Annotated in this window: 27 protein-coding genes; 11 read left to right on the forward strand and 16 right to left on the reverse strand. The window is 45.5% G+C overall.

Annotated features, from left to right (window positions below):
• Window positions 1–8: 8 nt before the first annotated feature.
• From ACFOEE_RS03190 to ACFOEE_RS03205, 4 genes are all read right to left on the reverse strand, one after another.
• Window positions 9–305: a hypothetical protein gene (locus tag ACFOEE_RS03190; protein WP_377120844.1), complete on the reverse strand. Its 297-nt coding sequence runs from the start codon at window positions 303–305 to the stop codon at window positions 9–11.
• A 73-nt stretch (window positions 306–378) separates the two neighbouring features.
• A complete protein-coding gene (locus ACFOEE_RS03195; RefSeq protein ID WP_449301149.1) occupies window positions 379–717 on the reverse strand; it encodes a tRNA-binding protein in 339 nt (112 codons plus the stop codon).
• Window positions 717–1,622, reverse strand: a complete 906-nt coding sequence (locus ACFOEE_RS03200) for a DMT family transporter (RefSeq protein ID WP_377120846.1) — start codon at window positions 1,620–1,622, stop codon at window positions 717–719. Before ACFOEE_RS03200 ends, ACFOEE_RS03195 begins: the two co-directional genes overlap by 1 nt.
• A gap of 116 nt (window positions 1,623–1,738) precedes the next feature.
• The gene (locus ACFOEE_RS03205; RefSeq protein WP_377120848.1) at window positions 1,739–2,446 is read right to left on the reverse strand and encodes a helix-turn-helix domain-containing protein; all 708 of its coding nucleotides are present in this window, start codon (window positions 2,444–2,446) and stop codon (window positions 1,739–1,741) included.
• A 401-nt stretch (window positions 2,447–2,847) separates the two neighbouring features.
• Here ACFOEE_RS03205 and ACFOEE_RS03210 point away from each other — a divergent pair, with 401 nt between their 5' ends.
• From ACFOEE_RS03210 to ACFOEE_RS03220, 3 genes are all read left to right on the forward strand, one after another.
• On the forward strand, window positions 2,848–3,603 hold the full coding sequence (locus tag ACFOEE_RS03210; protein WP_377120850.1) for an MBL fold metallo-hydrolase: 756 nt from the start codon (window positions 2,848–2,850) through the stop codon (window positions 3,601–3,603).
• Window positions 3,604–3,703: 100 nt separating this feature from the next.
• Complete coding sequence (gene parS, locus ACFOEE_RS03215) at window positions 3,704–4,156, forward strand: type II RES/Xre toxin-antitoxin system antitoxin (protein ID WP_377120852.1); 453 nt, start codon at window positions 3,704–3,706, stop codon at window positions 4,154–4,156.
• 5 nt (window positions 4,157–4,161) lie between these two features.
• Window positions 4,162–4,626 (forward strand): RES family NAD+ phosphorylase, encoded by a 465-nt coding sequence (locus tag ACFOEE_RS03220; RefSeq protein ID WP_377121073.1) that lies wholly within the window; start codon window positions 4,162–4,164, stop codon window positions 4,624–4,626.
• Between the two features lie 20 nt (window positions 4,627–4,646).
• Here ACFOEE_RS03220 and ACFOEE_RS03225 read toward each other — a convergent pair whose 3' ends face one another.
• Window positions 4,647–5,168, reverse strand: a complete 522-nt coding sequence (locus ACFOEE_RS03225; protein ID WP_377120854.1) for a lipocalin family protein — start codon at window positions 5,166–5,168, stop codon at window positions 4,647–4,649.
• 196 nt (window positions 5,169–5,364) lie between these two features.
• Here ACFOEE_RS03225 and ACFOEE_RS03230 point away from each other — a divergent pair, with 196 nt between their 5' ends.
• The 4 genes from ACFOEE_RS03230 (at window position 5,365) to ACFOEE_RS03245 (ending at window position 8,048) form a co-directional block, all read left to right on the forward strand.
• Window positions 5,365–6,060, forward strand: a complete 696-nt coding sequence (locus tag ACFOEE_RS03230; RefSeq protein WP_377120856.1) for an aspartate/glutamate racemase family protein — start codon at window positions 5,365–5,367, stop codon at window positions 6,058–6,060.
• An 11-nt stretch (window positions 6,061–6,071) separates the two neighbouring features.
• On the forward strand, window positions 6,072–6,755 hold the full coding sequence (locus tag ACFOEE_RS03235) for an alpha/beta hydrolase (protein WP_377120858.1): 684 nt from the start codon (window positions 6,072–6,074) through the stop codon (window positions 6,753–6,755).
• Window positions 6,756–6,970: 215 nt separating this feature from the next.
• On the forward strand, window positions 6,971–7,567 hold the full coding sequence (locus tag ACFOEE_RS03240; RefSeq protein WP_377120860.1) for a LysE family translocator: 597 nt from the start codon (window positions 6,971–6,973) through the stop codon (window positions 7,565–7,567).
• A gap of 4 nt (window positions 7,568–7,571) precedes the next feature.
• Window positions 7,572–8,048, forward strand: coding sequence for a GNAT family N-acetyltransferase (locus ACFOEE_RS03245; RefSeq protein WP_377120862.1), 477 nt, complete (start codon window positions 7,572–7,574; stop codon window positions 8,046–8,048).
• Window positions 8,049–8,098: 50 nt separating this feature from the next.
• On the opposite strand, the gene ACFOEE_RS03250 is transcribed toward ACFOEE_RS03245, so the two are convergent.
• Window positions 8,099–8,518, reverse strand: a complete 420-nt coding sequence (locus tag ACFOEE_RS03250; RefSeq protein WP_377120864.1) for a DoxX family protein — start codon at window positions 8,516–8,518, stop codon at window positions 8,099–8,101.
• Between the two features lie 227 nt (window positions 8,519–8,745).
• Between ACFOEE_RS03250 and ACFOEE_RS03255 the strand changes: the two genes are divergently transcribed.
• Entirely contained in the window at window positions 8,746–9,444 is a 699-nt protein-coding gene (locus ACFOEE_RS03255) for a M15 family metallopeptidase (RefSeq protein WP_377120866.1), read from the forward strand.
• On the opposite strand, the gene ACFOEE_RS03260 is transcribed toward ACFOEE_RS03255, so the two are convergent.
• From ACFOEE_RS03260 to ACFOEE_RS03280, 5 genes are all read right to left on the reverse strand, one after another.
• Entirely contained in the window at window positions 9,410–10,264 is an 855-nt protein-coding gene (locus ACFOEE_RS03260; protein ID WP_377120868.1) for a hypothetical protein, read from the reverse strand. The genes ACFOEE_RS03255 and ACFOEE_RS03260 overlap by 35 nt on opposite strands.
• Window positions 10,265–10,525: 261 nt before the next feature.
• Window positions 10,526–13,660, reverse strand: a complete 3,135-nt coding sequence (locus tag ACFOEE_RS03265; protein ID WP_377120870.1) for an efflux RND transporter permease subunit — start codon at window positions 13,658–13,660, stop codon at window positions 10,526–10,528.
• 10 nt (window positions 13,661–13,670) lie between these two features.
• Window positions 13,671–15,371, reverse strand: coding sequence for an efflux RND transporter periplasmic adaptor subunit (locus ACFOEE_RS03270; RefSeq protein WP_377120872.1), 1,701 nt, complete (start codon window positions 15,369–15,371; stop codon window positions 13,671–13,673).
• Complete coding sequence (locus ACFOEE_RS03275) at window positions 15,368–16,690, reverse strand: TolC family protein (RefSeq protein WP_377120874.1); 1,323 nt, start codon at window positions 16,688–16,690, stop codon at window positions 15,368–15,370. Before ACFOEE_RS03275 ends, ACFOEE_RS03270 begins: the two co-directional genes overlap by 4 nt.
• A gap of 97 nt (window positions 16,691–16,787) precedes the next feature.
• On the reverse strand, window positions 16,788–17,177 hold the full coding sequence (locus ACFOEE_RS03280) for a hypothetical protein (RefSeq protein WP_377120876.1): 390 nt from the start codon (window positions 17,175–17,177) through the stop codon (window positions 16,788–16,790).
• Window positions 17,178–17,272: 95 nt separating this feature from the next.
• Here ACFOEE_RS03280 and ACFOEE_RS03285 point away from each other — a divergent pair, with 95 nt between their 5' ends.
• Window positions 17,273–17,572, forward strand: coding sequence for a hypothetical protein (locus ACFOEE_RS03285; RefSeq protein WP_377120878.1), 300 nt, complete (start codon window positions 17,273–17,275; stop codon window positions 17,570–17,572).
• Here the strand turns inward: ACFOEE_RS03285 and ACFOEE_RS03290 are convergent.
• Window positions 17,550–18,431 (reverse strand): LysR family transcriptional regulator, encoded by an 882-nt coding sequence (locus ACFOEE_RS03290; protein WP_377120880.1) that lies wholly within the window; start codon window positions 18,429–18,431, stop codon window positions 17,550–17,552. The two genes, ACFOEE_RS03285 and ACFOEE_RS03290, sit on opposite strands and share 23 nt — an antisense overlap.
• 113 nt (window positions 18,432–18,544) lie before the next feature.
• Here ACFOEE_RS03290 and ACFOEE_RS03295 point away from each other — a divergent pair, with 113 nt between their 5' ends.
• Complete coding sequence (locus ACFOEE_RS03295; RefSeq protein ID WP_377120882.1) at window positions 18,545–19,219, forward strand: FMN-dependent NADH-azoreductase; 675 nt, start codon at window positions 18,545–18,547, stop codon at window positions 19,217–19,219.
• Here ACFOEE_RS03295 and ACFOEE_RS03300 read toward each other — a convergent pair.
• The 4 genes from ACFOEE_RS03300 to ACFOEE_RS03315 form a co-directional block, all read right to left on the reverse strand.
• Window positions 19,216–19,698: a hypothetical protein gene (locus ACFOEE_RS03300; RefSeq protein ID WP_377120884.1), complete on the reverse strand. Its 483-nt coding sequence runs from the start codon at window positions 19,696–19,698 to the stop codon at window positions 19,216–19,218. The genes ACFOEE_RS03295 and ACFOEE_RS03300 overlap by 4 nt on opposite strands.
• A 96-nt stretch (window positions 19,699–19,794) precedes the next feature.
• On the reverse strand, window positions 19,795–20,892 hold the full coding sequence (locus ACFOEE_RS03305) for a M35 family metallo-endopeptidase (protein ID WP_377120886.1): 1,098 nt from the start codon (window positions 20,890–20,892) through the stop codon (window positions 19,795–19,797).
• Window positions 20,893–21,336: 444 nt separating this feature from the next.
• Window positions 21,337–23,058, reverse strand: a complete 1,722-nt coding sequence (locus ACFOEE_RS03310) for an FAD-dependent oxidoreductase (protein WP_377120888.1) — start codon at window positions 23,056–23,058, stop codon at window positions 21,337–21,339.
• A 1,032-nt stretch (window positions 23,059–24,090) separates the two neighbouring features.
• Window positions 24,091–24,561, reverse strand: a complete 471-nt coding sequence (locus ACFOEE_RS03315; RefSeq protein WP_377120890.1) for an HPP family protein — start codon at window positions 24,559–24,561, stop codon at window positions 24,091–24,093.
• 89 nt (window positions 24,562–24,650) lie between these two features.
• On the opposite strand from ACFOEE_RS03315, the gene ACFOEE_RS03320 reads away from it, so the two are divergent.
• On the forward strand, window positions 24,651–25,208 hold the full coding sequence (locus ACFOEE_RS03320) for a TetR/AcrR family transcriptional regulator (protein ID WP_377120892.1): 558 nt from the start codon (window positions 24,651–24,653) through the stop codon (window positions 25,206–25,208).
• Window positions 25,209–25,223: the final 15 nt, after the last annotated feature.

Genomic DNA, 25,223 nt, shown 5'->3' on the forward strand with positions numbered 1-25,223 from the left:
ACTTAAGCTTATTCTAGGGTCTTGATTCGCTCATGCCTTGCTCGCACCTCTTTAAGCAGTTGATCGTTAAAGCCACCTAAATTGGAATGGTGGATAAACCAATAACCAATCGCAAGCAACGGTCCCAATATCAGCACTGAGAGTGCCCACATTCCAGGCCCTATCAGCCAAGTTTGTAAACCGTTTGTCTGACCAAGTTTAGCGGCATGATATACACCAAAAGCAAAGGCGATATGCACAATACCTAAAGCAACAAAGTACAGCGCCGTTAAAAACCACGGGGTGTTGAGAAAGACAGTTTCCATTATTATTTCTACGTTCCATTTTTAGGTTCAATAATAACGAATAGTCAATCGTAACACGAGATATTTTAACGTGTTACGCGAGTTTGCTGCCATTTGGCACAGGTTCGGTTGGCCTCACTAAGACCACTGCACCGTCTTCTCTATGTAGCCCAGTGACTAAACACTCCGACATAAACGGTCCAACTTGCTTGGCGGGAAAGTTCACTACCGCCAGCACTTGCGTACCGAGCAGTTCTTCTACGCTATAGAGTGTGGTTATTTGCGCGCTCGACTTTTTAATGCCGAGTTCACCAAAGTCAATTTTGAGCTTATAAGCGGGTTTACGCGCCTCAGGAAAAGGTTGTACGTCAATAATTGTACCTGCACGTAGTTCGACTTGTAAAAATTGTTCAAAGGTAATTAATTCCATCATTAAGCTCGCTTTTTATTTAATTGTTGCAAGGTATAGAGCTTGGCTGCGCGCCAATGCATGCGCGTGACATTATTGATTAATGCACCAGCTAGCACCAACCCTACTGCGACCATAACTTGCCCGCTCCAAACGGCTTTACCTGCCAGCACTAATACTGCGGTTGAAAGCAAAGGTGTAAAGAAACACAGCGACGCCAGCATGCTTCGATTGCCATGCTTCATGCCATAATCCCAGAGGTAAAATGCCCCGCCGACTGGTCCTAAACCAAGCAAAAACACCAATAGCCACTGGTAGTTTGTCAGTTGCCAGTGTGAGGTTTCAAAAGCGCTGTGACAGGCAAACGCAAGTACTGCAACAAGCAGTGACAGCCAGCCAATATCGGTCACTTTATTTTGCCGTGAGGCGAAAAACCAAGAATAACCTGCCCAGATCACAGCGCAACTCAAAGCTAAAGCGTAGCCGACTAAATGCGTGGTTTGCCAAGGCATAGCGTCGGTATGTGGTGGTTGCTCAAAAAGTGCCAAACTGACACCAGCAAAACCAACGATACCCGCGCACAGTGCTTTTATTTTGTGTTGCTGGCTTGCCACCAATACAGACAGCAGCAAAGGCCAAAGATAACTGATAAGGCTGACATGGAGTGGCGGTGCGTATTTAAGTGCCATAAAGTACGCAAAATGAAAACCAAACAAGCCTACTGTGCCGATTAGCCACTCGCTGGGTGTTAAGCTAGGGCGTAAGTTACGCCATTGGCGACGTGCGATTTGGTTGATAAACATAAGCCCAGCAGCAATGGCAAAACACATCCCAAGCAACTGGAATGCAGGGATGGATTGTGTTTCGGCGCCAAGTAAAGCGAATAAACCCCAGCTCATCAGGGCAAGTAAAGCGGCGGTATTTGCCATAATAAACTCATAAACCAATGTATGGCTTTAGCTTAGCAGTTGAGCTTGATTAAAATTATGCAGAAAAGGCGGTTTTATACTCCACGCAGTTGCTTTTTACTGTAGCAGCGATGGGATCAACGACGAAAAGCGCTAGGTGGCTGGGCAAAATAAAGACAAAAACGCCGACTAAATGCGGAGTGGTTTTGGTAGCCAAGCTGCTCGGCGATGAGGCTGATGGGCATATCCGTGTGCGTGAGCAGCGCTTTGGCTTTTTCCATTTTTAGCTGAGTGAGATAGTGTGAGGCGCTACACCCAGTGCTTTGCTTAAAAACCAGTTTAAACTGCGTCAAACTCAAGCAAGCAATATTGGCATAATGTTGTAAAGACAAAGTTTGGCATAAATCCGCCTGCATAGTGGCAATGACTTTTGCAATGCGCGGGTCAACTTTCTGAGCGCATTTTTGGTTTTCTAACTGTGTTACAAACAACTGCCAGAGCAGCTGTTCAAGCTTAGGATGTACTGCATCAGCCAGTTGCAGGGTAATGAATTGCAAGTAGCTTAAAAACGGTGAACTGATAGCAAAATGGATAGCGGGCAGCTGAGTTAAATTTTCCGGCAGCTCGGCCATATCTGCAACCACAAAGCGTGCCGCAGTGTGAGCTTTAAATTCATGCAATATACCTGCGTAAATGACAATACATTCACCTACTGCAACTTGCGCTTTATAGTGACCAACTTGAATATCAATCAACCCTTGTACGGGCAGCACCAGCTGATGGTAAGGATGGACATGTGCGCGCGGTTGCGCACTATAGCTGCGGACGGAAAGCGTATTGGGCACCTGACTGCTCCTGTTGGTGTTTTTGGCTTTAGGCAGGAATGTGTACCTTTCCTACTTCAATTTGCTGCTTACCTGTAATTTCAATAATCTGGGTATAGCAATTTTTAAGTCCATAAGTCAACGGCGTGATGGTGTTAAAGAACCCAATGGGTTAAGGCATGCTAGTTTGGCGTAAATTTTGGCGTAAATAACGAGAGTTAAAATACCTAAATTAGGTATATTGCAGTAAAACTTGCAGTCATCTATTGTAGAGTATCGCATGAGTTTTAAACATGTTCGTTTGAAACGGTGTCGACAGACCGTATTCTTAAGGTGAGGGGTTGATGTTGAAAACAGTTAAGTTATTAAGTGTTGCAGCTGCGCTATTGTGTAGTTGTGCGGCCTTATCGCAAGACATTGCGGTGGAAAAAATTGCCGAGAATGTCCATATCTTAAGTGGTAAAGAGTACGGCACAAATATTGGTTTGATTTCAGTACAAGGCGGGATGATATTAATCGACCCTATGCCGGGCGAGCAGAGCTTATCTGACTTGGCCGCAGTGATTACCGCCATTTCTGGTGATACAAAGAAGTACATTTTAAATACTCATGCTCATTCAGATCATACTGGAGGCAATCAATATTTTATTGAACGCGGTGCTCGCCTTATTGAGCAAGAATTAGGCGTGCACGAAATAACGTATATTAAGGTGAGTTCTCACACTGCTGCTGATGTTATCTTCTACCATAAAACTAGCAACACACTATTTGTTGGTGATGTATTTGACAACCATTGGCACCCTACCTTTTACGCTGGTGGAATTCAGGGTTTTAAACAAGCCATTGATACGATTTTAAGCGTCGCTAATGAGCAGACGGTGATTGTGCCTGGTCATGGGCAAACCGCCAATAAAGCCGTCTTGCTGGAATTTAAGCGTAATACACTTGCATGGGTAAACAAAATAACTGAACTCCATCATAAAGGCTTGAGTATAGACAGCATAATGGCGGATGCGGAGGTGCAAGCCGCGTTAGAAAAATTTAATACCAACAAAAGAACCTCTTTTATTCCTGACAAGGCGTTAAGGCGATTCATTGAAAGAACCATTGCGGTGGTGGCAAGTGAACGGGCTACTGAGCAAGCGAATAGCCAAGTAAAACCTAGCACATCAATTTGAGGCTGTGGTGCAAGAACGGGTGTAGAGCATGTTGTCTAGTTGATCTTGTGGCTCAATTGGTCCATCATTACTAGACCATATGAACCAAAAGGTCATTATTATGGCAAGTCCTGCACTTAAAAGTTTTAAACCTAAGCCACCCTACCAAGCAAACTTTTGGTATGCGCTCGGTATTGAAGATGCTGAAACATCAAAAAATACTGCTATACATCAAGGTTTTAAGCCGATTGTCTATCGTAATATCGTTGCAAAGGCGCAAATGTCACAAAGCGAGTTTCACCATGTGACTTTGATCCCAATTAGCACTATTAAACGCCGACTTAAAAACGACGAACGCTTTAGCACCCAAGAAAGTGACGTGATGTATCGTCTTGCTATGCTTATTAAACTTGCCACCGATTTGTTTGGTAATGAGCAGCGCGCTTTAGAGTGGATGCGTGAAAGCGTCTACGGCCTTAACGGTAAGCGGCCATTAGATATGGTTGCCACCACAGTGGATTTTGAAACGGTTAAAGATTTAATTGGCCGTGTTGAACATGGGGTGTTCTCTTAGTGCAAATGTACCGACTGACTCAGAAGAGATTTGCCGACACACCATTTAATCCATTAGGTGCAAAGCTTTATGGCGGCCGTTGGAACTCAAAGGGCACGGAAGCGCTTTATTTTGCTGAGTCGGAATCCCTGTGTGTGTTGGAAGTGTTTGTCCACATTAACAACGACCCTGAGCTGATTAACCAATACGACCTTTACCGCATTGATGTACCAGAATCACTGATTGTGAAACTAGACAACGAAGATTTACCCAGTAATTGGCGGTCGATACCTTTTGGTGATCAAACCCAAGAAATTGGTGACCAATTTATAAAGATTGATGAGCCGGAATTTGCCGTTTTGCAAGTGCCATCCACTATTTCCCCCAGAGATAAAAACTATCTGGTCAATCCTAACCATCCTGATATGGCGGCGATATTTGCACAGGCTGAAAAACTCGATTTTAGTTTTGATCAGCGTATTTTTAAATAACGCCGAGCACCGCATTTAGGCTATTGACATTGCTGCAGCCAGATCCAGTCTGCTGTTTTTATACCAAGCTCAGTCGCCGATTCAATAAACGCAGCGCACTCAGTTTTTGCCGGCGTTTTATTGCGGGCTAATAACCACGCATACTCTAACGAAGGGCCAATTACCAATGCCATGCTGTAGTCTTGGCTGAGCTTTGCCACGTTATACCCGCCATAAAACGGGCCAAAAAAGGACACCTTTAGGGCTGCAGTGTCGCTATCACCAACAAAATAGGCTTTACCCTCGGCTTGTTGCCACGTTTGCTCTGCGGCATTAAAGCCGCGGTTAATGACTTTGACCCCGCCATCATCGCGCAAGCTATAGGTTGCCGTCACATCGCTTAAGCCGCGTTCAAAACTATGATCAAGGCGCGCAATTTCTTGCCATTGCCCTAAATAACGTTGTAGTTCGAACGGTGATACCGGGGTTACACCAGTTGGCGTGCCAGTGCAGCCACTGAGCATCATCAGCAATAAGATCGGGATGTAAAAAGTACTTTTCATAAATGGTTCGTCACTGAGCTTAAATCTATTTCAACATACGTATCAAGGTGCTATTTGGTTCAACAAGTTAAGATTAATAGCGGACTTGCGATAGCGCAGGCAAGTCTAAAAAACGCATTGGTGTTACGATGATACTTGCTTTTAATAGGCGGCAATATCACTTAGGCTAAAGTTTAGACGATGAGAGGAGAAGCAAATGAAGATCATAGGGATCATCGGGGGAATGAGTTGGGAGTCGACCTTAAATTACTATAAGTATATTAATCAAGGGATTAAATCCAGGTTAGGAGGTTTGCACAGCGCCAAACTGTGTTTGGTGTCGGTCGATTTTGCCGAGATAGCCAGCTTGCAGCAGCAAGGCGATTGGTCACAAATGACCGCGATTTTAGTGCAAGCGGGGCATGCGCTGCGCGCGGCTGGCGCCGAATGTATCGTGATTGCGACCAATACCATGCACAAGGTAGCCACAGAAGTAGAGCACGAGGTCGGTTTGCCGCTACTACATATTGCCGATGCAACGGGCCAAGCGTTACAGGCTCAACATCATCAGCAAGTGGCATTGCTCGGCACTAAGTTCACCATGCAACAGCGTTTTTACCTTGAGCGTTTGGAGCGACTTGGGATTGAATGTTTAGTGCCAACGCTTGCAGAGCAAGATGATATACATCGCATTATTTATGATGAGCTGTGCCAAGGTGAAATCAAGCTGCAATCAAAACAGCGTTATTTAGATATTATTGCACGGCTTCATGAGCAAGGAGCGAGTGCCATTATTTTAGGGTGTACTGAAATCGCTTTATTGGTTGAAGCGCAAGATTGTAATGTGCCATTATTCGATACAACGGCGTTGCATGCGCAAGCTGCGGTTGAGTTCGCCCTGTCATCCTATTAAACGAGCAAAAAATGAAATTAACGGCAAGGTTAGTTGCGGCACTTTGTGTGGTAACTCTATTAATTGGCCAAGCTTATGCACAAACGCCAGCCAAAATCGGCCAAGTGTATAACCAGTTTCCGACTAGCGTAGACGCAAGTGCACGTTATGTGATTTATTCCCACGGCTATATTGTGGAGGGAACGGATCCGCAACCTGTGTCGCCAAAATTTGGCATGTACGATTTTCCCGCGATAAAAGTTGCGCTGCAAAGCCCTGAATATCATGTAATTGCGGTGCAACGTCCTGCTAAAACCGAACCTTTTGCTTATGCCAAGCAGCTGGCATTGGAGGTACAAAGCTTAATTAATGCTGGGGTCGCTGCTGAACATATTACTCTGATTGGCTTTTCTCGCGGCGCGGCACTGACTATGATGGCATCTAGTGAGCTGCAAAACCCAAAGTTGAATTTAGTCATTATGGCTGGGTGTGCGGGTTTAGTGCATTCAAATCAGACTATTGCACCCGCTGGGCGGATCTTATCAATTTACGAAACGTCAGATGAGGTGGGTTCCTGCCAAGACATTGTGGCGCGTGGTAAAAATGTTGCTGAATTTAATGAGGTAGCGATAAGTACAGGTAAATCACACGGTGCTTTTTACTTGCCGCGTGATGAATGGTTAGCGCCGCTACGCGATTGGATTAAGGTGCAATAATCTCACACTTGAAAACACTCAGTTTCGCTGTACTTAACACAAGCAATATATCGCCCTAGCAGTATAGTAAACTTGCCAAAGGCCACGGGTTAAAATGTTTTTTTATATATAAACAAAGTGTTAATTGCTATACCCATTATTCACCCTATTTAGTTGCAGTCGCTGTGGTGCGGTGGTTAACTGAGGCGGCAAGTTGCTTACAAGGATAACAAACTGTGCTTGAAGTTGTTTTTAGTTTGGCGATAACCACAGTCTTATTATTAGGCTCACCGGGCCCAGCGCCCTTGGCTTTGGCCGCGACAGGGGCAAGCTATGGCTTTCGTCTGGGGTTAAGCTTTTTAACTGGAATACTCTGTGGTTTGGCCGTGGTGATCCTCTCTGCTGCAGTTGGCATTGCCGCACTCATCAATGCTGCACCTGACTTAAAGCATGTTTGCCAACTGTTTGGTGCGGCTTATATTCTGTTTATTGCCTGCAAAATTGCCATGGCGCCTGTTGCAACCTCTAGCAGCACCTTGAATATGCCAGTGTTTCGTGATGGTTTTATCTTAAATCTCATGAATCCAAAAGCTTATGCAGCAGTATTGGCATTATTTACACAGTACACTATACCCGTTGAGTCAAACTGGCTGGCAACCTTAATCAGCGCTTGTGTGGTTTTTACCGTTGCTGTAGTGGTTGATACCATTTGGTTAGGTTTAGGCGGTATACTTAAGCCTATTTTTGCCTCGCCAAAACAAGCGCGAGTATTACGCGTGATATTTGCGATATTAATGATTGCAGCTGTGATTTATGCTGTTGAGCAGGGCTAATAGAATGTTTAACGAGTTGATGTTACGTGATGCTTTGCCCTCCGATGCAAAAGTTATCAGTAAGCTTATCTTACCCTTAACCGAAAAATACGTTGTACCAGATTGTTTACCTGAGGGGCAAATACAGCTTCGCAATGCGATGAGTGAAGCTGCAGTTGCAGGTTATATTGCCGTCGGGATGGATTATCAGTTGCTGTTTTCAGCAGCCAAAGAACTGGTTGGTGTGGTTGCGATGAAAGACAATCGTCATTTATATCATTTGTTTGTAGCCGAGTCTTATCATGGTCAAGGGTTGGCAGGGAAGTTATGGCAAGTAGCTAAAGCAAGATGTATGGCAAACGGCAATACCGGTAACTTTACTGTAAACTCGGCTTTAAGCGCTGAACCTGTGTACCTTAAGTTTGGTTTTCAGCGCGTTGCTGGAATACGAGAGCGTGCAGGCATTCGTGACATTCCAATGCAGTTGAATATTAATAGGTAGACTTTGCCACCAGACTTAAAAGCACTCTTGCGAGTGCTTTTGTATAAATATTAGTTATTCTTTAGTAGCTTAGCATCAACGCTGTAGCGGCCAGCTCCTTGTGCTGCCAAAGCTAAAAAGCCACCCGCCATCGCGACATTTTTGAAAAACAGAATAAACTGCATTTGATCTGCCAAATTAAAATGGAACAGTAGGGCACTGACAATGCTAAAACCAGCCAGCAAAATGGCACTGAGCTGAGTTGCTAATCCTGCCAAAATGAACAGTCCAGCGCCTAGTTCAAAAATAATCACCAATGGCAATAAACTACTAGGTAAACCAGCTGACGCCATATATTGTGCACTACCGTCAAAGTATTGAATTTTATTGAGTGCAGCAAGAATAAATATTGCTGACAGACCAATACGTGCAAGGAGTAACGCAATATCGGTCAAGGTTTTGCTGCTAGAAATTGGAGTTAATAAAGTCATCTTGTATTCCTCAAATAGGTTAATTAAGTCGCCATAGTGTGGCCGATGAAACAAGTATAGATTCTTTTGTTGGGAATAAAATCTGCAATTAATGAAAGTAATATTCTTTAAAATAGAATATAGGATGATGTGACCACGTGAATTTGCAATCTGCATTTTTGCTCGGCAATATGCCTAGGTAAAATGTCGTAAGAAATGCCTCATGTTGGTTGGGGATGGAGTAATGAATGGCGAAAATTGCAATTGTGGGTTTATGGTTGGCTGTCGGTATGGCAGCGAATGTGTATGCTGATACTGCGACCAAAGCACCTAATTTTGTTGACGCTAAAAAGCATATCCCAGATCTCGACGTGGATATGCGTTATTACAGCGAGAATAATTTCATTGGTGCACGCATTGATGGTTATCAAGCCCCTTTGTGTTTGTTGACTGAGTCGGCAGCCAGTGCATTAAAACAAGCACATACGCGGCTAAAAACCTTTGGCTTGCGGCTCAAGGTATTCGACTGTTATCGGCCGCAACAAGCTGTGGATCATTTTGCGCGTTGGGCAAAAGACAGCGACGATACCAAAATGAAGGCACAGTATTATCCCGATGTGCCCAAATCGCTGCTTTTTGCGCGCGGCTATATTGCAGAACGTTCGGGTCATTCCCGTGGTAGCACAGTGGATGCCACGATTATTGATAGCTTTTCTGGCCGGGAGCTGGATATGGGATCGAGCTGGGATTTTTTTTCCAAAATCTCTTGGCCTAGTTACCCCTATTTAACCGTGCAACAGCGCACCAATCGTGCCTTATTGGCGGCAACCATGGCGGAGGCAGGTTTTACAGGGCTAAGTGAGGAGTGGTGGCACTTTAGTCTGAATAACGAGCCATATCCAGAGGACTACTTTAACGTAGCCGTTTCCCCAAGCGCTGCGCAGTAATATGGTTGGTGCGATGGTAGGCTTTTTCAAGCTCGGATTTAAGTAAAAAATACTCAGTTTCGGCAAACGCCAAACGGTACATATTGATCATATATTCAAAGTAACTGTTTTGGCGCATTGCGTTTTCAAACTCGGCAATCGCCATTTTACCTTGGCTACTGCGTGCACAGGCAATATAACCAAAAACCACAGGCGACTCTCCACTAATGGTGTGGAACTTAAGTTGTCTGGCGGCGCGATTTGCTCTGAAATATTCAAGCATCACTTCAGAATATTCCAGCATAGCGTCAATTTTGCCGCTTAAGAGTAATTGCCGCTGAGCTAAGGTTTCCTGATAGCTAGAGGTAAATACAAAAGCGTGTGGCATTTCAGCGATAAGTTTGTCGATATGTTCGCCGTAAGAACGCTCTTTTGCTACACCAATTTTTAAATGATGTTCGGTGATGGCGGTCGCCAAATCGATTTCTGCTGGGAGTGACAGTTTGCCGTTGGTAACCAATCGAAACGATGGAAAAGCAACCATAGGGAAGCGGCTAAAAATAGCCAATTTTTCTCGCTCAGGGGTTTTAACTTTATTGTAGAAACAGGCGTAGGGATTTTCTTGCAAAATCCGCCATTCTTGTTTTGGGTCTACTTCGAGCGACTCAATTTCAACTTTGCCTTCCAGTAATCGCGTCAAATGCGCAAACATGGTGGCACCAATATCAGTAGGGGCTTCACCAATCGCGGGATAAATTCCAGTGGGCACTTGAATGCGTAGGTATGCGGCGGAACAAAGTCCGGAAAATACACATAATAGACCAGCAATAATGAGCCGCATAACACCTCTAATCCGACACTCAAGCAACAAAAGAGCAAAACAGGTACAGTATAGCAAAAAGGAGGACAATTGCCCTCCTTTTAAATTACCTGTTTTTTGCCAGCTTGACTAGTTTGTACTATTAAACTCGACGCTATGCCCCACCTAGAGGAAGTTGCAGTGGCTAAGTTACCTCACCCCAATAGATAGGATATCTAGGCTCGAGGGGATTTACTTACTACGCGCTTCCCTGCAACTCCAACTAATGTGTTTATTGAATAATTATTGGTGGTAACTTCGTGCCAGTTCGTTACGTTTCAGTAACAAATACACTACGGGCAGTACCACCAAGGTTAATATTATCGCCGAGATCATACCGCCAACCATAGGTGCGGCGATACGGCTCATGACCTCAGAGCCAGTGCCTGTGCCATAGAGGATCGGTAACAGACCAATGATGATGGTTGCCACTGTCATCATGACAGGGCGTACTCTTAGTCCTGCACCATTGGCAATGCTGTTGCGTAGCGCCTCTAAAGTGATCGCTTGCCCGTCTTGTTGGGCTTTGGTTTGTAGTTCTTGGAATGACTGATTGAGGTAAACCAACATCAATACGCCAATTTCTACAGCAACCCCCGCCAGCGCAATAAAGCCAACACCGACTGCAACGGAGAAGTTAAAGCCTTCCAAATACAGTAACCACAAGCCACCGATAAGTGCCATAGGTAGAGTGCCCATGATCACTAACACTTCGCTTAAACGGCGGAAGTTGAGGTAAAGCAGCACTACAATAATGGCAAGTGTCAGTGGTAATACATAGGTAAGCTTAGCTTTGGCGCGCTCCATGTATTCATACTGACCTGCCCAGGTTAAAGAGTAGCCCGCAGGTAATTCCAGCTCTTTGGCAAGGACGGTTTTGGCTTGCTCGACATAAGTGCCCACATCGACATTGGCGATATCAATATAAGTCCAACCATTAAGGCGCGCATTTTCGCTCTTGATGCCGGGTGGGCCATTGTCGATATAAATGCGCGCCACATCGCCAAGTGCAATGCGTTGCCCTTTTTGGGTGATAAGCGGCAAGTTTGCCAGCGCCTCTGGCGAGTCGCGCACATCTTGCGGATAGCGCACATTCACCGGATAACGTTCTTGTCCTTCAATAGTTTCGGTAACATTCATACCACCGATGGCGGTAGCGACCACTTGTTGTACATCGGCCACATTTAAACCATACCGCGCGGCTTTTTGGCGGTCGATATCGACTTTAATGTAGCGGCCCTCTGCCACGCGTTCAGAGTAAACCGATGCTGTGCCCGGTACTTGCGCTAAAATACGCTCTAAATCTTGACCAAGGGTTTGGATCACATCAAGTGAAGGACCCGCGACTTTTAAACCCACAGGGGTTTTAATCCCCGTTGCCAGCATATCGATGCGGGTTTTAATCGGCATAACCCAAGCATTAGTAAGTCCTGGGAATTGCACTAAGGCATCCAGCTCTTGCTTGAGCTTGTCGGTGGTCATGCCTTCACGCCACTCATCATGCGGTTTGAGCTGAATAAAAGTCTCAATCATGGTTAGCGGGGCTGGATCGGTCGCAGTTTCGGCGCGGCCGATTTTACCAAACACATTTTCCACTTCCGGCACAGTGCGAATTAGCTTATTGGTTTGCTGCAGTAGCTCGCGCGCTTTACCAATGGAAATGCCCGGATAAGTAGTCGGCATGTACATTAAATCCCCTTCATCTAGAGGCGGGATAAATTCACTACCGATTTTATTGACGGGGTAAAAGCCCACTAAGGTAACAATTAAGGCACCTACTAAGGTCAATTTTGGAAAGCGCAGCACAGTTTTTAAAATCGGCATATAAGCCGCAATCAATAAGCGATTAAGCGGGTTTTTCTCTTCGCTAATGACTTTGCCACGAATAACATACCCCATTAGTACTGGCACTAAAGTAATGGCAAGTCCCGCCGCGGCAGCCATGGCATAGGTTTTGGTATAAGCCAAAGGTGCGAACATCCGGCCTTCTTGCGCTTCTAAAATAAATACCGGTAAAAAACTCACGGTAATAATGAGCAAGCTAAAGAAGAGTGCAGGGCCAACTTCCGCTGCAGCATCACCAACCACTTGCCAGCGGTTTTCATCGGTCAGTGGGGTTTTAGCCATATGTTTATGAAGGTTTTCAATCATGACAATGGCGCCGTCGGTCATCGCGCCAATGGCAATGGCAATGCCACCAAGGGACATAATATTGGCGTTGATGCCTTGCAAGTGCATGACCACAAACGCAACTAAAATACCAATCGGTAGACTGATAACTGCCACCAAGGATGAGCGAATATGAAATAAAAACACCACACACACCAAAGCGACGACCAATAATTCTTCGGCTAGTTTGTCCCATAAATTATCAATTGCGCGTTCGATAAGTGCTGAGCGGTCATACACAGTGACGACTTCAACGCCATCTGGGAGGCTGGCCTCAAGTGCTTTTAGCTTAGCTTTGACACCGTTAATAGTGGCTTTGGCGTTTTCACCAAATCGCATCACCACCACACCACCGACCACTTCGCCTTCACCGTTGAGTTCAGCAATACCACGGCGCATTTGCGGGCCTAAGCTTACGCTTGCGATATCGCCAATACTGAGTGCTGCACCTTTGTCATTGAGGCCAAGGGGGATACGTTCGATATCTGTCACTGATTTTATATAGCCTGAGGTCGTGACCATATATTCTGCTTCGGCCATTTCAATGACAGAGGCACCCGTTTCCTGATTGCCTTGTTTCAAAGCCAGTTGTACTAAACTCAACGGAATACCGTAGGCGCGCAATTTGTCTGGGTCAACCTGCACTTGGTATTGGCGTACCATACCGCCAATTGGTGCGACTTCTGACACTCCGGGTACAGTTTGTAGCTCATATTTTAAGAACCAATCTTGAATACTACGTAATTGGCTTAAATCATGTTTGCCGGTTTTATCCACTAAGGCATATAAATACACCCAACCTACCCCAGTGGCATCTGGCCCTAGCTGGGCTTTGGCGCTACTGGGTAGTGTGGGTGCGACTTGGCTGAGATATTCCAAAGTGCGGCTGCGAGCCCAATATAAATCCGTTTTATCATCAAAGATGACATACACGTAGGAATCACCAAAGAATGAAAAACCCCGCACGGTTTGGGCTCCAGGCACCGATAGCATTGCAGTGGTGAGCGGAAACGTGACTTGATCTTGTACCACCTGTGGCGCTTGGCCTGGGTAGGAAGTCTTGATGATCACCTGAACATCTGACAGATCAGGGATAGCATCTACAGGAGTATTTTTTAGTGCATACACCCCAGCGCCACTTAAGATAAAGGTCAGCAACAACACAAAGAAGCGGTTATGCAACGACCAGCGGATAATGCTTGCAATCATTTCAGTGCTCCTAGTGATGTGCCATGAGAGGGGTGATGGCGGTGATAAGCAAATCATCTTGCACCACAAAAGTAAACTCAATCTCCATACCTTGTTTGAGTGCTGTTAGGTCGAGCGTGTCTGCGGCGATAAAGTCCATGGTGGCAGCAGGACGTTGCCATTTTTCAATTGCCTCGCGGCTGATGGTAAGGATTCTGGTATCAGAATTAATTTGCTCAATAACCCCTTTCACTGTAGCGCTTGGCGCATCTTGTACTGGCATAGTAGCGGGTTTGTCCATAATATGAATACCCGTCAACAAAATGCTGCCATCGGCAGACTTCTCTATTTGGAAATGCAGGCTTTGACCAGCGGCAAGTGGTGTCATATCGACACTGTCGGCTACGTTAAAGTCCATGGTCATGGCTGGCCAATTCCAATCTGCGACTGGATCGTGATCTAAATTAACGCTACGGTTAGCTATATCGACTTGATTAACACGACCTGCCACCCACACGCTGTTACTGGTTTGGTCGCTCATACGTTTGAAGTCTGATGTTTTGCTCGACTCAGAGTCAATCAAAAATTGTGCGGATGTCACGACTTGGTCATCGGCATTCAAGCCCTCAAGAATTTCAATCATGTCTTCGCCAATACGGCCCAGCTTAACCGCAACCGATTTAAATTTGCCGTCGCCTAACGCGAGCACCACACGGTCTTGTTTACCGGTACGGATCACCGCTTCTTTGGCAACCTGTAAAGTCGCTGCGCTTGCTTCAGCGTCTAATATCACGCTGGCAAACATGTTTGGTTTAAGCGCATGATCTTGATTATCAAAACGCAAGCGTACGCGCAGGGTACGGGTTTTTACATCCAGTGAAGGGTAAATATAATCAACGCGACCATGCCAAGTACGGCTGGGTAAATAGTCGAGCGTCATACTCACATGCTGACCGATTTTGACCTGATTGGCATCGCGCTCAAATACTTCTGCTTCAACCCATACTTGGTCGAGTTGGCCTATGCTCATTAAAGTATTGCCGGGTTTAACGTAAAACCCTTCTCGGATCTGTAAATCGTCTAGCACGCCCGACTGCGGTGCATAAAAGGTGATGGATTGTTTGACTTGCTTGCGCTTAGCGAGCTCATCAATAAAGCTTGGCGCCAATTGTAAGGCGAGTAAGCGTTCACGCGCAGCATTGATAAGTGCTTGATTACCACGGTTTACGGCAATTAAGAACTCTTCTTGTGCGTTGACAAGGGCTGGAGAATACAGGGTGTATAAAGGTGTATCGGCAACAACTGGGTCGCCAGCCGCTTTAACGTATAAGGTTTCCACCCAGCCTTCGACGCGCGGGTGAATATGCATTAACTTGTCTTCGTCATATTGTACATAACCGACTGTTTTAATCCGTGTAACCATAGGCTCAACGCTGACTTTGGCGGTACGCACACCAAGGTTATTGACCACTGCGGGACTGATGGTGACTGTGCCAACTTCATTGCTACTGTCATCTTCTGCGTAGACCGGAATTAAGTCCATGCCCATTGGTGATTTGCCCGGCCCATCGCGACGGTAGTTGGAATCCATTGGCGCCACCCAGTAAAGCGGCTTTTTCTCATTCTCTGCACTTGGTGAAGTTGAGTCATGGCCTGTAAACCATTGCCAACCAAGGAGTAAACCAAGGCCAGTGCCTAAGATTAAAATAATAAAGGTTTTTACCAGATTCATGGCTTGGCTCCCGTAAATTGGCCAACATTAGGGTCAAGAAAGTAGTTCAATTTAGCCACGCTTTTGAGCGCGTCTGCATGGATGTTCAGCTCGGCAAGTTGTAGTTGCAGCACATTGCTGCGTGCCCGTACTACCTCACTAAACTCGCCATCATCATGGGTATAAGCGGTTAAAGTCGCTTCGGCTTGATCTTGGCTTTGCGTCAGTAATTGGCTATTAAAGCGTTGTTGGCGCTCATATAAACGCTTTAGATTGGCGTATTCGGCATACACTTGTCCGAGCATAGCTTTGAGCTGCAACTGAATTTGCGTTTTGCTCATCTCTGCTTCGGCAAGCGCTGCATCGCGCCATTGGTCTTGGCGATTTTGCGTAAATAATGGCACATCGAAGCTCACACCAACCGACAAAAAGTCACTGCGCGACATTCCTGTCGGTGCATCATCACGATAAGCGTAGCTGGCATTGACGCCCCATTGCGGCTGATATTGTGCTTCGGCTAATTTGATACCTTGCTCAGCACGTTTTTGGCCTTGCTGTAACGCATGTAGCGCCGGATGCTGTTGCAGTAATGCCACTAACTGTGGCTGGGCATTAAATGCATTGCCGTGTGTTAGGCTCAATTTAGGAAAATCACTTGGAATACTGATAGCCACAGGCTCAGCACCAGGCGTATTGGCTTGTAGCCAAGATGCCAGACGCGCAGTTGCAGTCTCGAGCTTTTGCTGCTCTTGGGCGATTCTTTCATCGAGCTGTAACAGCTCCAATTCAGCGCGGATCACATCTTGTTGGCGGGTTTTACCGAGTGCACTGGCATAACTGGCTTTAGTGATAGCCAGCATTTCGGCAAACAAAGCTTTGTTTTCAACCACCAGTGCCATGGCTCGTTTGGCACGCACGGCATCGAGCCAAAGCTCAGTCACTTGTAGCGCAACTTGCGCGCTGCGCTCAGCTTGTTGCCAGTTGACTTGTCCTGCTTCTGCGAGCAATTGTTGCTGAGCATGTTGCAAGCTATCGCCACGCGCAAACATTTGGTTTACGCCAATTTTGAGTTGCGTCATGGCTTCTTGGTTAAATGCAAAGCCATCGGTAGGCAAATTCATTAGACCAAGGCTGACGGTCGGGTCGGGCTGAGTATTCGCGGCAGTACTTCTTGCAGCCAGCGCTTTCGCTTTTAAGTTGGCACTTTGCTGCCATAAATCATGCTGCTGCGCGGTCGCTATGACGTCACTCAAAGGGAGTGTAACGGCAAGACTCGCCTGGCTGTAAAAACCTGCTAGCGCTATGGCTAACAAGGGCATTTTAAATACGGATTTCATCATGAGACTATCCCATAAAAACGCAAAAATGCGGAAAATTACGACAATTTTTGATGGAATTTACGGCGTTTTGGCCTTTTCAGGGCGCAATAAGCCTAAGTTAGGCTAATATCGGTGGGCGGTACAATGAACCTAAAGGTGCTGCGGGAATATAATTAAGGGTGCTATTAATTCGTGATGCAGTGACAGGAGCAAGATCATCAAGCCATTGAATAGCAACAAAATGGACTGAGCTACAAGCATGAGTTGGACAATGGCACTCGACTTTACAGCAATCTGCCATCGAGGCCATATCATCTGCTACAGTCATTTTATGCGTCATGGCATCATGGTTTTGCATCGCCATCGTGCTGTGGTCATTTTTTTCCTCGCTATTCATTTGGTGCATTTGTGCACCCATAGCGTGGCATGGCATAGCCGCATAGGCCAACCCTTGCACCATCACAGCAAGTAGCATAGTAATGACTATCAAGGTGGTTGAAATACGCAAGCCTATTTCCAAAAAATGTTTGCAGATATGCAAAAGGCTACCTTGGATGATGTAGTTTGTAAAGTAAAAGCAGTGTAAGGCGCTGTAATCGTAGTTTGCTCATAAGCAGCTACAATAGTCATTATGAAGTGCAAACTCGGCGCCGAACTATGAACAAAAACCAACTCAATCGACCTTCACAGAAGCCATGCAATACCGATGAATTGGAAAACATCACGAATACGGTAAACAGTCATATCGATGCGATGCTATTAGTTGGTCTCGGTGATGAGGACATCAATCAATACCGCCCCCAAATTGAACGCTTGATGCAATCTTTGTCTCTGTACTGCGGTATAGAAGTGGAAGAAATTGCGGACGGTGTGCTCAAATTTAAGTTGCCGAATCATCACTAGTTTGAAATTGCTGTTGCAACCATAGTTGAAAGGTTTCAACAGCAGTAGAGGTGTAATTTTTGCGGGTCAGCAAACTGTAAGCAAACCCCAACTGTAATGGGCAAACTGTGACAGCACTGAGCCAGCCTTGGGTTATATAGCCTGCAACTAACAACTCACTTCCAAAAAATAGCCCTTGGTCATGCAATGCTGCTTGCACGGCTTGCTGCTCGTCAGAAAAATAATACAGCTGCCACCGGGCGCCAAACTGTGCGGCGAGCAATTCCTCAGCTGGCCAAACTGGTAACTGCGGATTTTTCCATTGTGTGGTGTAAACCTTGAGCTGCCCCGTGGTGTTGATTTGTGCAACTACAGCTGGGGTGGCAAACAATCCAATCTTTTCACGCGTCAATAATGTACTTTTGCTTGTCGCGTCAAAGCTGCCATAACGGATGATACAATCTAGTGAGGTATCAAGAGCTAAATCATTCAGTTTATCGTCGGCGCAAAGCTTGACGCGAATATCTGGGTAGCGCTGCTGAAATTCAAGTAGCTTTGGCACCAGCCAGAGGGAAGCAAAGGCATGGGTGGTTGCCACAGTCACTTGATTGGCAGCGTGTTGTATGGTTTGTACAGCGTTACTGAGTTGGCTAAAAGCCTGCTGCGCACTTTGAGCAAGAGTTTGCCCCGCAGCGGTTAATGTTACGGCTCGAGTGTGGCGGATAAAAAGTGTACAGCCTAAGTGTGATTCAAGGTTACGGATTTGATGCGACACAGCGGTTGGGCTGATACAAAGCTCGTCTGCTGCGAGCTTAAAACTCAAATGGCGAGCTGCGGCCTCAAAACATCTCAGGGCGGATAACGGAGGGAGTGAGAGCAATAGTGATACCTCTAATAGGTGAATTTAACTCAGCTATAGGAAAAAACTTCTCGTTTGTTTAGATGGCTTTAACTAAGCATACTCAATGTCACCTAAACAACCGGAATACCTCAATGAAAAATATCTTACACATAGATGCCAGTGCCCGTAAAGCAGACCGCGAGATTGCTGCCCACAATTCTATTTCACGCCAATTAGGCCAAAAATTTATCACAAGATGGATGAGTTTATCTCATCAAACAAAAGTGTGTTATCGAGATTTATATCAAGAGCCAATACCCTTTATTGATGCAGACTGGATTGCGGCAGTATTTGCCAAACCAGCACCGAGTGAAACGCAGCAGCAACATCTGGATTTATCCGACCGTTTAATTGCAGAGGTCGCTGCGGCAGACCTGATTGTGATCACCACGCCAATGTATAACTATGGTATGCCCGCAATCTTAAAAGCTTGGTTTGACCAAGTGATCAGAGTGAATAAAACCTTTTCCTTTGACTTAGCTCGCGGCGATTATCCCTTAGAACCAATTCTAACCGGTAAAACCTTAGTGTTGCTGACTTCAAGTGGTGAGTTTGGCTTTGCAGAGGGGCTGGAACGTGCGCAGCTGGACCACTTAGTGCCGCACATTAAGTTGCTAAGCCGCTATCTTGGTGTGGCTGACTTTTACGTCGTACGTTCTGAATATCAGGAGTTTGCGGATGCGCGTCATCAACATTCACGAGCACAGGCAGAACAACAAGCAGTACAGTTGGCAGAGCAGCTTGCTAGTATTGCAAACCTAACTTAGTTCGCTTGAACGTTACTGGCATTTTTGCCATCGACTTGAAACGCCCAGCTTTGTTGAGAAAGGCTGTGCATACAACCCCAAGCGTTATTTTGTGCTCGGAATCTTAAGTTGTAATGGCCAGGTGCGAGGGTATAAGCCACTTTGAGGTTGAGTGTTTCGTTTAGGATCTGGTCGGGTGCTAAAGTAATGAAATCTTCTGCGGTTGGGGTCACGCGTTTGGCTTGAGGGCCTAGGTAATCAATGGCTCTACCATCGACATTGGTAATGATAAATAAATCAGACCAAAAGCCTTCGAGTGGTGTATACCAAGGCAATATCGTCACTTCGTCATGACTGACATTGGCCACCGTGAATATCACTTCATGAGGCTCTGAACCTAAGCTTATGGCATTGACATGCAAATAGCACTTTAAAGGCTCTGCTGATAAGGGCGAAACGATCAACGCTGTACTTAGCAAGCCAAAAATAGTTTTAATCATAACCTTTGCTACTAGCCTATTTGGTCGAAAGTTACAACATAGCTTAAGAAAAGGAGCCTAAGCAAGTTGCCAAGGCTCCTCATTCACCTGGGAGAATTAATTCTGGAACGGTGTGTTTTCTGCAAAGTATTCGTGGCTATCGGCATTTTGAATCGCTTGGCTTGGGTTGCTAATCGCCAAGTTTTTCGCGCCTGATTGGCCGTAAACTATGTCGTCCGTGCCAGCAACTGCATTGAAGTGGCTGAGCTCGTGAACTATGGTACCTGCACGAGAGTCAGTCCCTAACTCATTAGCGCTCCAGAAAGCGCGGCAGAGGTAGACTTTGTAAGGTTGAGTTGGGTAAACATACGCGAAGTAAGATTTTTTGCAGCTACAGTCAAATGTTAGAGGTTTGTTGTCGATTGCATCATTAATAGCATCGAAATTGGCTTTAACTGTGCTGTAACGGCTTGTTGTTGCCGCGCCAAACCAAGTTTGATAGCGAGTTGAAGGATTGCTTGCTGAGTGGCTATTTAGATAGCTGACAGAATTGTTGGTGATTTGATCCGCGGAATTAAGCGCAGATAAAATATCGTTTTTCTGCCCATTGTCACAGCGACCGGTAAAACACGTGCCGTCAATACAGTCACCTGCTGCTGCAGCATTAGCCGAAGTTTTAACAGAAGTAGTCGCTTTACTGATACCTTCTACCCACATGCTGACTTTGTTTGAATGTAGTGATGCGGTTTCAGCTTGTTGCAAAGCAGCAACACGTTTACGTGGGTCTACCAAAGTGTGGCCAAACAAATCTAGAGATTCAACATGGTAACTGATCTCATAGTTACCAGCTTGGCTGAAATCATACAGGCCTGTTAATTCGAATGTTTTGCTGAACGTTTCGCCCGCTTTAAGCTTAATGAAATCATTATCAGTCGGCGCCGGACGCTTATAATGTGGGCCATAAAAATCCACTTCTTTACCGTCGCGCGTAACATGGAAAATATGCTCTTCTTCTAAGTCAGTGTACCAACTCAGAACTTTTTGTACCCCTTTACCTTGGTTAGTAATATTGAGGGTCGCAGTCACATTCCCGTTGTCGTGGTTTTGTACATCAACTGATACAGCCAAGCTTTTGTTCCCTGCATAGCTATTAAAGGCGCTAAGCATTGCAACGGCAACAGCCGCTTTACTGAGATTACGTGTCATTGTTGTCATAATAGATCCTGTAGATTTGTTATTATTGCGTGAATAGAGCTATGGCTCGGGTTAATTTGTAAACTAAAAATAACCCATTTGCAATAAAATGTTTACATTGGTTTTTCTTACAGGGTCGTATTTTTACTTGTTCATCATTTTAAATACGAATTATGCATGAATGCGAAACAAGGTTGCGGTACAGAAGTGGCGTGTGATTTTACCGAGTATTTACAAGATGCGATTGCCAATAAAGTTATACACTGACTCGCTAATAGGCTGAAAATTAAGCGCTTCATCGGGGTTATCCACAATTTCTGTGGATAGTTATGTGTTTAACTAGGTATAGCTGGTGTGCAACGGGTGTTGCAAGGGGATAGCAAAGTAGAGTTAGCTAATGTTCAGCCAATCGTACCAGCCCTCTTCAACAGTTTTTGTCATTGAAGAGGGCGGTAGCGGAGGACTCTAGATAATCGTTTTACGCGTACGTAAATGATTGTACTTATCTTTGCTGTACTCGAGTTTTATCTCAACTAATTTTTGATAATTCTGTTGGAAGTAGGTTTGGGTTGGAATTGATGCGTCTTTAAAGCTGATAAATGCACCGTAAGTATTGTTGATTGGCGTATCTCGGCATACTTCAATCCAATCCATGGCACGGTTGGTATATTGGTACACGAGGTTATTTTGGCCTTCTTGTTTAAAGGTCACCAATTCATTCCACCAAGTCTGATATTGGATAGTGTACTGACAATCTTGATATGGGAATGCAACCCCAAGCTCGCTATCACCATTCGGGTTCTCCTGATAATAAGGGCCAGTAATTGCACCTAGAGTCACGTAGCAGAAGAGCCCTAAGTCTTCATCACATTTACCAATTAAAGGTGAGGTGAGGGTTTGCAATAGTTGCAACTTACCTTGGTCGCATAGCCCATTTTTATTGACTAATTTTGAGGTGATTTTGTGCGGCGCTGGTGCATCGTAATCGGGTTTAAATGGTTGCCCACCCAAAAGAGGTGTGCCGAGTAACATTTTTGGTTTGCGTTGCATGACTTGGTGTAGGGAGTTTCTATCCCAATTGCCAATCAACATACTGTAGTTTTTCTTGTCTTCTTTACCATGAACGGTGAGCTTACCATTTGGTAAATAACGTGCGACAAACTGCGTTAATGAAGACTCGCTACCCTGCCAATAACCATACATGATACTGTGATGTTCAAGTCTTGTAACAGCCTCTAAAGTTGGTACTTGGTCAGATGGCAAACCGTTGATTTTTAAATTGGTGCCAACTAGTTGAGCGGTACTTGTATCGGCGATGGTAGATTGCCAGTTGGACAACACAGTCACGCTCTTTTCACGATATGTTGTTTGCCCAGGTTGGTTCCATTCGATTTCAAAACGGTGAATTTCGTTTGGTAACTCAAAAGCTTTTACTTGAAATTCGGTGACTATCCCGTAACTTGGTGCGCCACCACCACGCAGTGCCCATAACAGCGCTTTATGCTCGTTATGTTCGGTTGCAGTAATGACATCGCCATTACCAAGTACCACAGTTGCGCCAACTAAATATTCACAACACATGCCTTTGATACGAGTCCAAGGACCCCAGCCACCCCCTTGAATATAACCTGCTAACCCTACGGTAGCGCATGTACCATGGGGGATGGTCAGTTCCGGCTGATGGCTTGCCAGTTTCGGTACTAGTTGATAAAACCGATAGCCTGAGCCGATATGAGCGATATATTCAGTCTTCCCACAATCGCTGAGTTGTTTTTTAACGTCGTACTGTTTAAGCCCTGAAAGATCGATTAACACCGCGTCGGTGCCGCTACATTCACCTTCGTGATCATGACCACCAGAGCGAACACGAACCAATAAATTATAGGCTGTTGCAGTGCGATAGACTTTTTGTACATCTTCCGTGGAGGTACACATCACTATCACTGCGGGGTTATATCTAAGGCGAGTGTTAAAGATCAGGGTTTGTGCTTGGTACGCAGTGAGCCCAGGTGTTTCTGACGCTTGAGCGTGTTCAGGGCTGAGAATACGGGTGATAGGGATCTCTAGTTGCAGCAACTCAGCAATAAAACGTTGTGTATTATTTGCATACTGCGCCATCAACGCCTGAATTTGCAAATACTGCTCATGGGGATCTTGTGTTTCATCAAAGTGGTAAATGTCTGTCATTATGCGTTCCTTCCATATTGAGGGGGTCAAAATATCTCGATGTTGCTGAAATGTTAGATGCATTAGCGGAAGTTTGCCATTACACCAAGTTACATCAGTAAGCTCACAGAAGTGGATGGTGCACCTTCGACTAATACTGGTTGAAAGAAAATGCTTACCCCTAGTCAGGAATAATGCCCAACTCCATAGACGTTAAACCGTGTTTTGGTCACGCGCACGTAGCTATGGACTTAGAGCAATCTTAATTGATGGGAAATACAGCAGTGGTGAAGTGGAATCGAAAATATTGTTTAAACGATTTTCTTCTTCTTATTAAGTTAAGCAAGTATGCCTAAAGTCAGCGGCTTTTCGTGGCTGGGAAGTGAGGTCATGGCAGGTTTTTGTTCCCGACAAAACCCTTGCCTTAATCAACTTCATCCCCTAAATCCATTTAAGCAATGACCGAAGTAACCAAGCTTCAAGGATGGATAGGCGAACGGAATATCTTCAGTGTAAACACGTCCATGATGACTCTCCCCCAGCTCAGACATCCTGTCTTCGCGTTCAACCCTAGCCAAGCTGCGGGCACTCGCTTGACTCCAGTAGGGTTTCACCCACACAGGCAGCATAATAGCGCGACATAAAGTCGCGCCCACAGGGGTAAACAATATTTATAGGCAAGGGTAGTTAAGCTGAATTTTGCCCAAATCGTCATTGTTAGAATGAGCGCGACATAAAGTCGCTCCTACAGGGAAAACAACATTGATAGGTGAGCGTACATTTTTTACTTAGTTGTTTATGGTTATGATCTAACTAAAGATTTCAGGCTAAACCTAAATGATGATAACCATCTGAAGTTGATGGTTTAGAGAAGAAAATTAAATGGGTGGCGGCTTGCGCCGCACAGCCCAGGGAGAATTGTCGGCAATGCCGCGCCATTCTCTTAAATCTGGTCTGCCGGCGTTCTTGCCTGTCGCGCGATAATGATTGCGCTCCTGATGTAGGTACACTAACAGATGTGTTTATTTTAGGAAACACAAAAATTGTATGAAATTATGTCAACGCTGTCTTTTTGGTAATTAATAGTTTGCTTTTGCATCGGTGGAATATCCGCGCACAAAGAACTAAGGTCACCGCACCAATTAGCACTGGGGTAATTAAAAACCACCAACTTGGCGCACTGAGCATGATCAACAGCGCATTGGCTCCTGCAGGAGGATGGGTGGTTTTTGTTAGTAGCATAGTGCTGACACTAAGGCCTGTAGCGATGGCTAGAGTTAAGCCATTAACAGGGAAGAACTGCAAGAATATCAGTCCAATAGCGGCAGTAAGCAAATGGCCAAAGATCACATTTCGTGGCTGTGCTAACGGGCTGTCGGGTAGGCCAAAAAGTAATACTGTGGTCGCGCCAAACGGTGCCATCAGCCAAATAAAGTGCGGCGACAATAACTCTAGTAGTGCCAGTAAACCAATTGCAATGGTGGCGCCCATGCCAGCAAGTAGGGCAGGAAAAACGACGGGCATATTAATCTCTCTCCAAGTAGACCGACTTGTCTACCATAGTAGACAAATCGGTCTACTTGTGTCAAGCTATTACAAAATGTGAGGTGTTGATGTTAGATAAACGACAACAGTTGCTTGAAACCGCGTTACAGTTATTTTATCTGCACGGGGTGCAGGCGATTGGCATTAATGAAGTGCTGAAAGTATCAGGGGTAGCAAAGAAAACCCTTTACCATCATTTTGCGAGTAAAGACGAACTGGTTTTGGCGGCACTTGCGGAGCGCGATAAGCGCTTTTTAACTTGGTTAAGGGCGGAATTGGCTTTAGCAAAAACGCCCGTACAAGTGCTGGCCGCTTTGTGTCAAGCATTGGAGCGTTGGTTTGCTGGAGAGGTGGCTGAGCTTGGGGTGTTTCGCGGCTGCTTTTTTATTAATACCGCAGCCGAGCTGCGTGACCGCGATAGCGCAATTACGATAGCCTGTAGGCAGCATAAAATGGCGGTGCGGGCGTTACTGAGTGAAAAATTAACGCAGTGCAGTTCTGCGCAGCTCGAGAGTATTTGTACGTTTAAAGAAGGCTTGATTGTCAATGCTCAATTGGGTTTAACGCGTGCTCCGGCTGCGCATAACCTTAAGTTACTTAAGGTGCTTGCAGGCTTTGAGGCATGATTTAATGCCTCAAAG

It is taken from the genome of Pseudoalteromonas fenneropenaei (assembly GCF_042643375.1).
In the GTDB taxonomy this organism is placed as follows: domain Bacteria; phylum Pseudomonadota; class Gammaproteobacteria; order Enterobacterales; family Alteromonadaceae; genus Pseudoalteromonas; species Pseudoalteromonas fenneropenaei.

What these genes read in the sequence shown, in the direction of transcription:
- ACFOEE_RS03310 (WP_377120888.1), bottom strand. Translation starts at nt 23,058, where the DNA reads ATGACAGACATTTACCACTTTGATGAAACACAAGATCCCCATGAGCAG.
- ACFOEE_RS03245 (WP_377120862.1), top strand. Translation starts at nt 7,572, where the DNA reads ATGTTTAACGAGTTGATGTTACGTGATGCTTTGCCCTCCGATGCAAAA.
- ACFOEE_RS03220 (WP_377121073.1), top strand. Translation starts at nt 4,162, where the DNA reads ATGTACCGACTGACTCAGAAGAGATTTGCCGACACACCATTTAATCCA.
- ACFOEE_RS03315 (WP_377120890.1), bottom strand. Translation starts at nt 24,561, where the DNA reads ATGCCCGTCGTTTTTCCTGCCCTACTTGCTGGCATGGGCGCCACCATT.
- ACFOEE_RS03225 (WP_377120854.1), bottom strand. Translation starts at nt 5,168, where the DNA reads ATGAAAAGTACTTTTTACATCCCGATCTTATTGCTGATGATGCTCAGT.
- ACFOEE_RS03300 (WP_377120884.1), bottom strand. Translation starts at nt 19,698, where the DNA reads ATGATTAAAACTATTTTTGGCTTGCTAAGTACAGCGTTGATCGTTTCG.
- ACFOEE_RS03235 (WP_377120858.1), top strand. Translation starts at nt 6,072, where the DNA reads ATGAAATTAACGGCAAGGTTAGTTGCGGCACTTTGTGTGGTAACTCTA.
- ACFOEE_RS03190 (WP_377120844.1), bottom strand. Translation starts at nt 305, where the DNA reads ATGGAAACTGTCTTTCTCAACACCCCGTGGTTTTTAACGGCGCTGTAC.
- ACFOEE_RS03270 (WP_377120872.1), bottom strand. Translation starts at nt 15,371, where the DNA reads ATGAATCTGGTAAAAACCTTTATTATTTTAATCTTAGGCACTGGCCTT.
- parS (WP_377120852.1), top strand. Translation starts at nt 3,704, where the DNA reads ATGGCAAGTCCTGCACTTAAAAGTTTTAAACCTAAGCCACCCTACCAA.
- ACFOEE_RS03260 (WP_377120868.1), bottom strand. Translation starts at nt 10,264, where the DNA reads ATGCGGCTCATTATTGCTGGTCTATTATGTGTATTTTCCGGACTTTGT.
- ACFOEE_RS03275 (WP_377120874.1), bottom strand. Translation starts at nt 16,690, where the DNA reads ATGATGAAATCCGTATTTAAAATGCCCTTGTTAGCCATAGCGCTAGCA.
- ACFOEE_RS03255 (WP_377120866.1), top strand. Translation starts at nt 8,746, where the DNA reads ATGGCGAAAATTGCAATTGTGGGTTTATGGTTGGCTGTCGGTATGGCA.
- ACFOEE_RS03295 (WP_377120882.1), top strand. Translation starts at nt 18,545, where the DNA reads ATGAAAAATATCTTACACATAGATGCCAGTGCCCGTAAAGCAGACCGC.
- ACFOEE_RS03250 (WP_377120864.1), bottom strand. Translation starts at nt 8,518, where the DNA reads ATGACTTTATTAACTCCAATTTCTAGCAGCAAAACCTTGACCGATATT.
- ACFOEE_RS03200 (WP_377120846.1), bottom strand. Translation starts at nt 1,622, where the DNA reads ATGGCAAATACCGCCGCTTTACTTGCCCTGATGAGCTGGGGTTTATTC.
- ACFOEE_RS03305 (WP_377120886.1), bottom strand. Translation starts at nt 20,892, where the DNA reads ATGACAACAATGACACGTAATCTCAGTAAAGCGGCTGTTGCCGTTGCA.
- ACFOEE_RS03195 (WP_449301149.1), bottom strand. Translation starts at nt 717, where the DNA reads ATGATGGAATTAATTACCTTTGAACAATTTTTACAAGTCGAACTACGT.
- ACFOEE_RS03320 (WP_377120892.1), top strand. Translation starts at nt 24,651, where the DNA reads ATGTTAGATAAACGACAACAGTTGCTTGAAACCGCGTTACAGTTATTT.
- ACFOEE_RS03265 (WP_377120870.1), bottom strand. Translation starts at nt 13,660, where the DNA reads ATGATTGCAAGCATTATCCGCTGGTCGTTGCATAACCGCTTCTTTGTG.
- ACFOEE_RS03230 (WP_377120856.1), top strand. Translation starts at nt 5,365, where the DNA reads ATGAAGATCATAGGGATCATCGGGGGAATGAGTTGGGAGTCGACCTTA.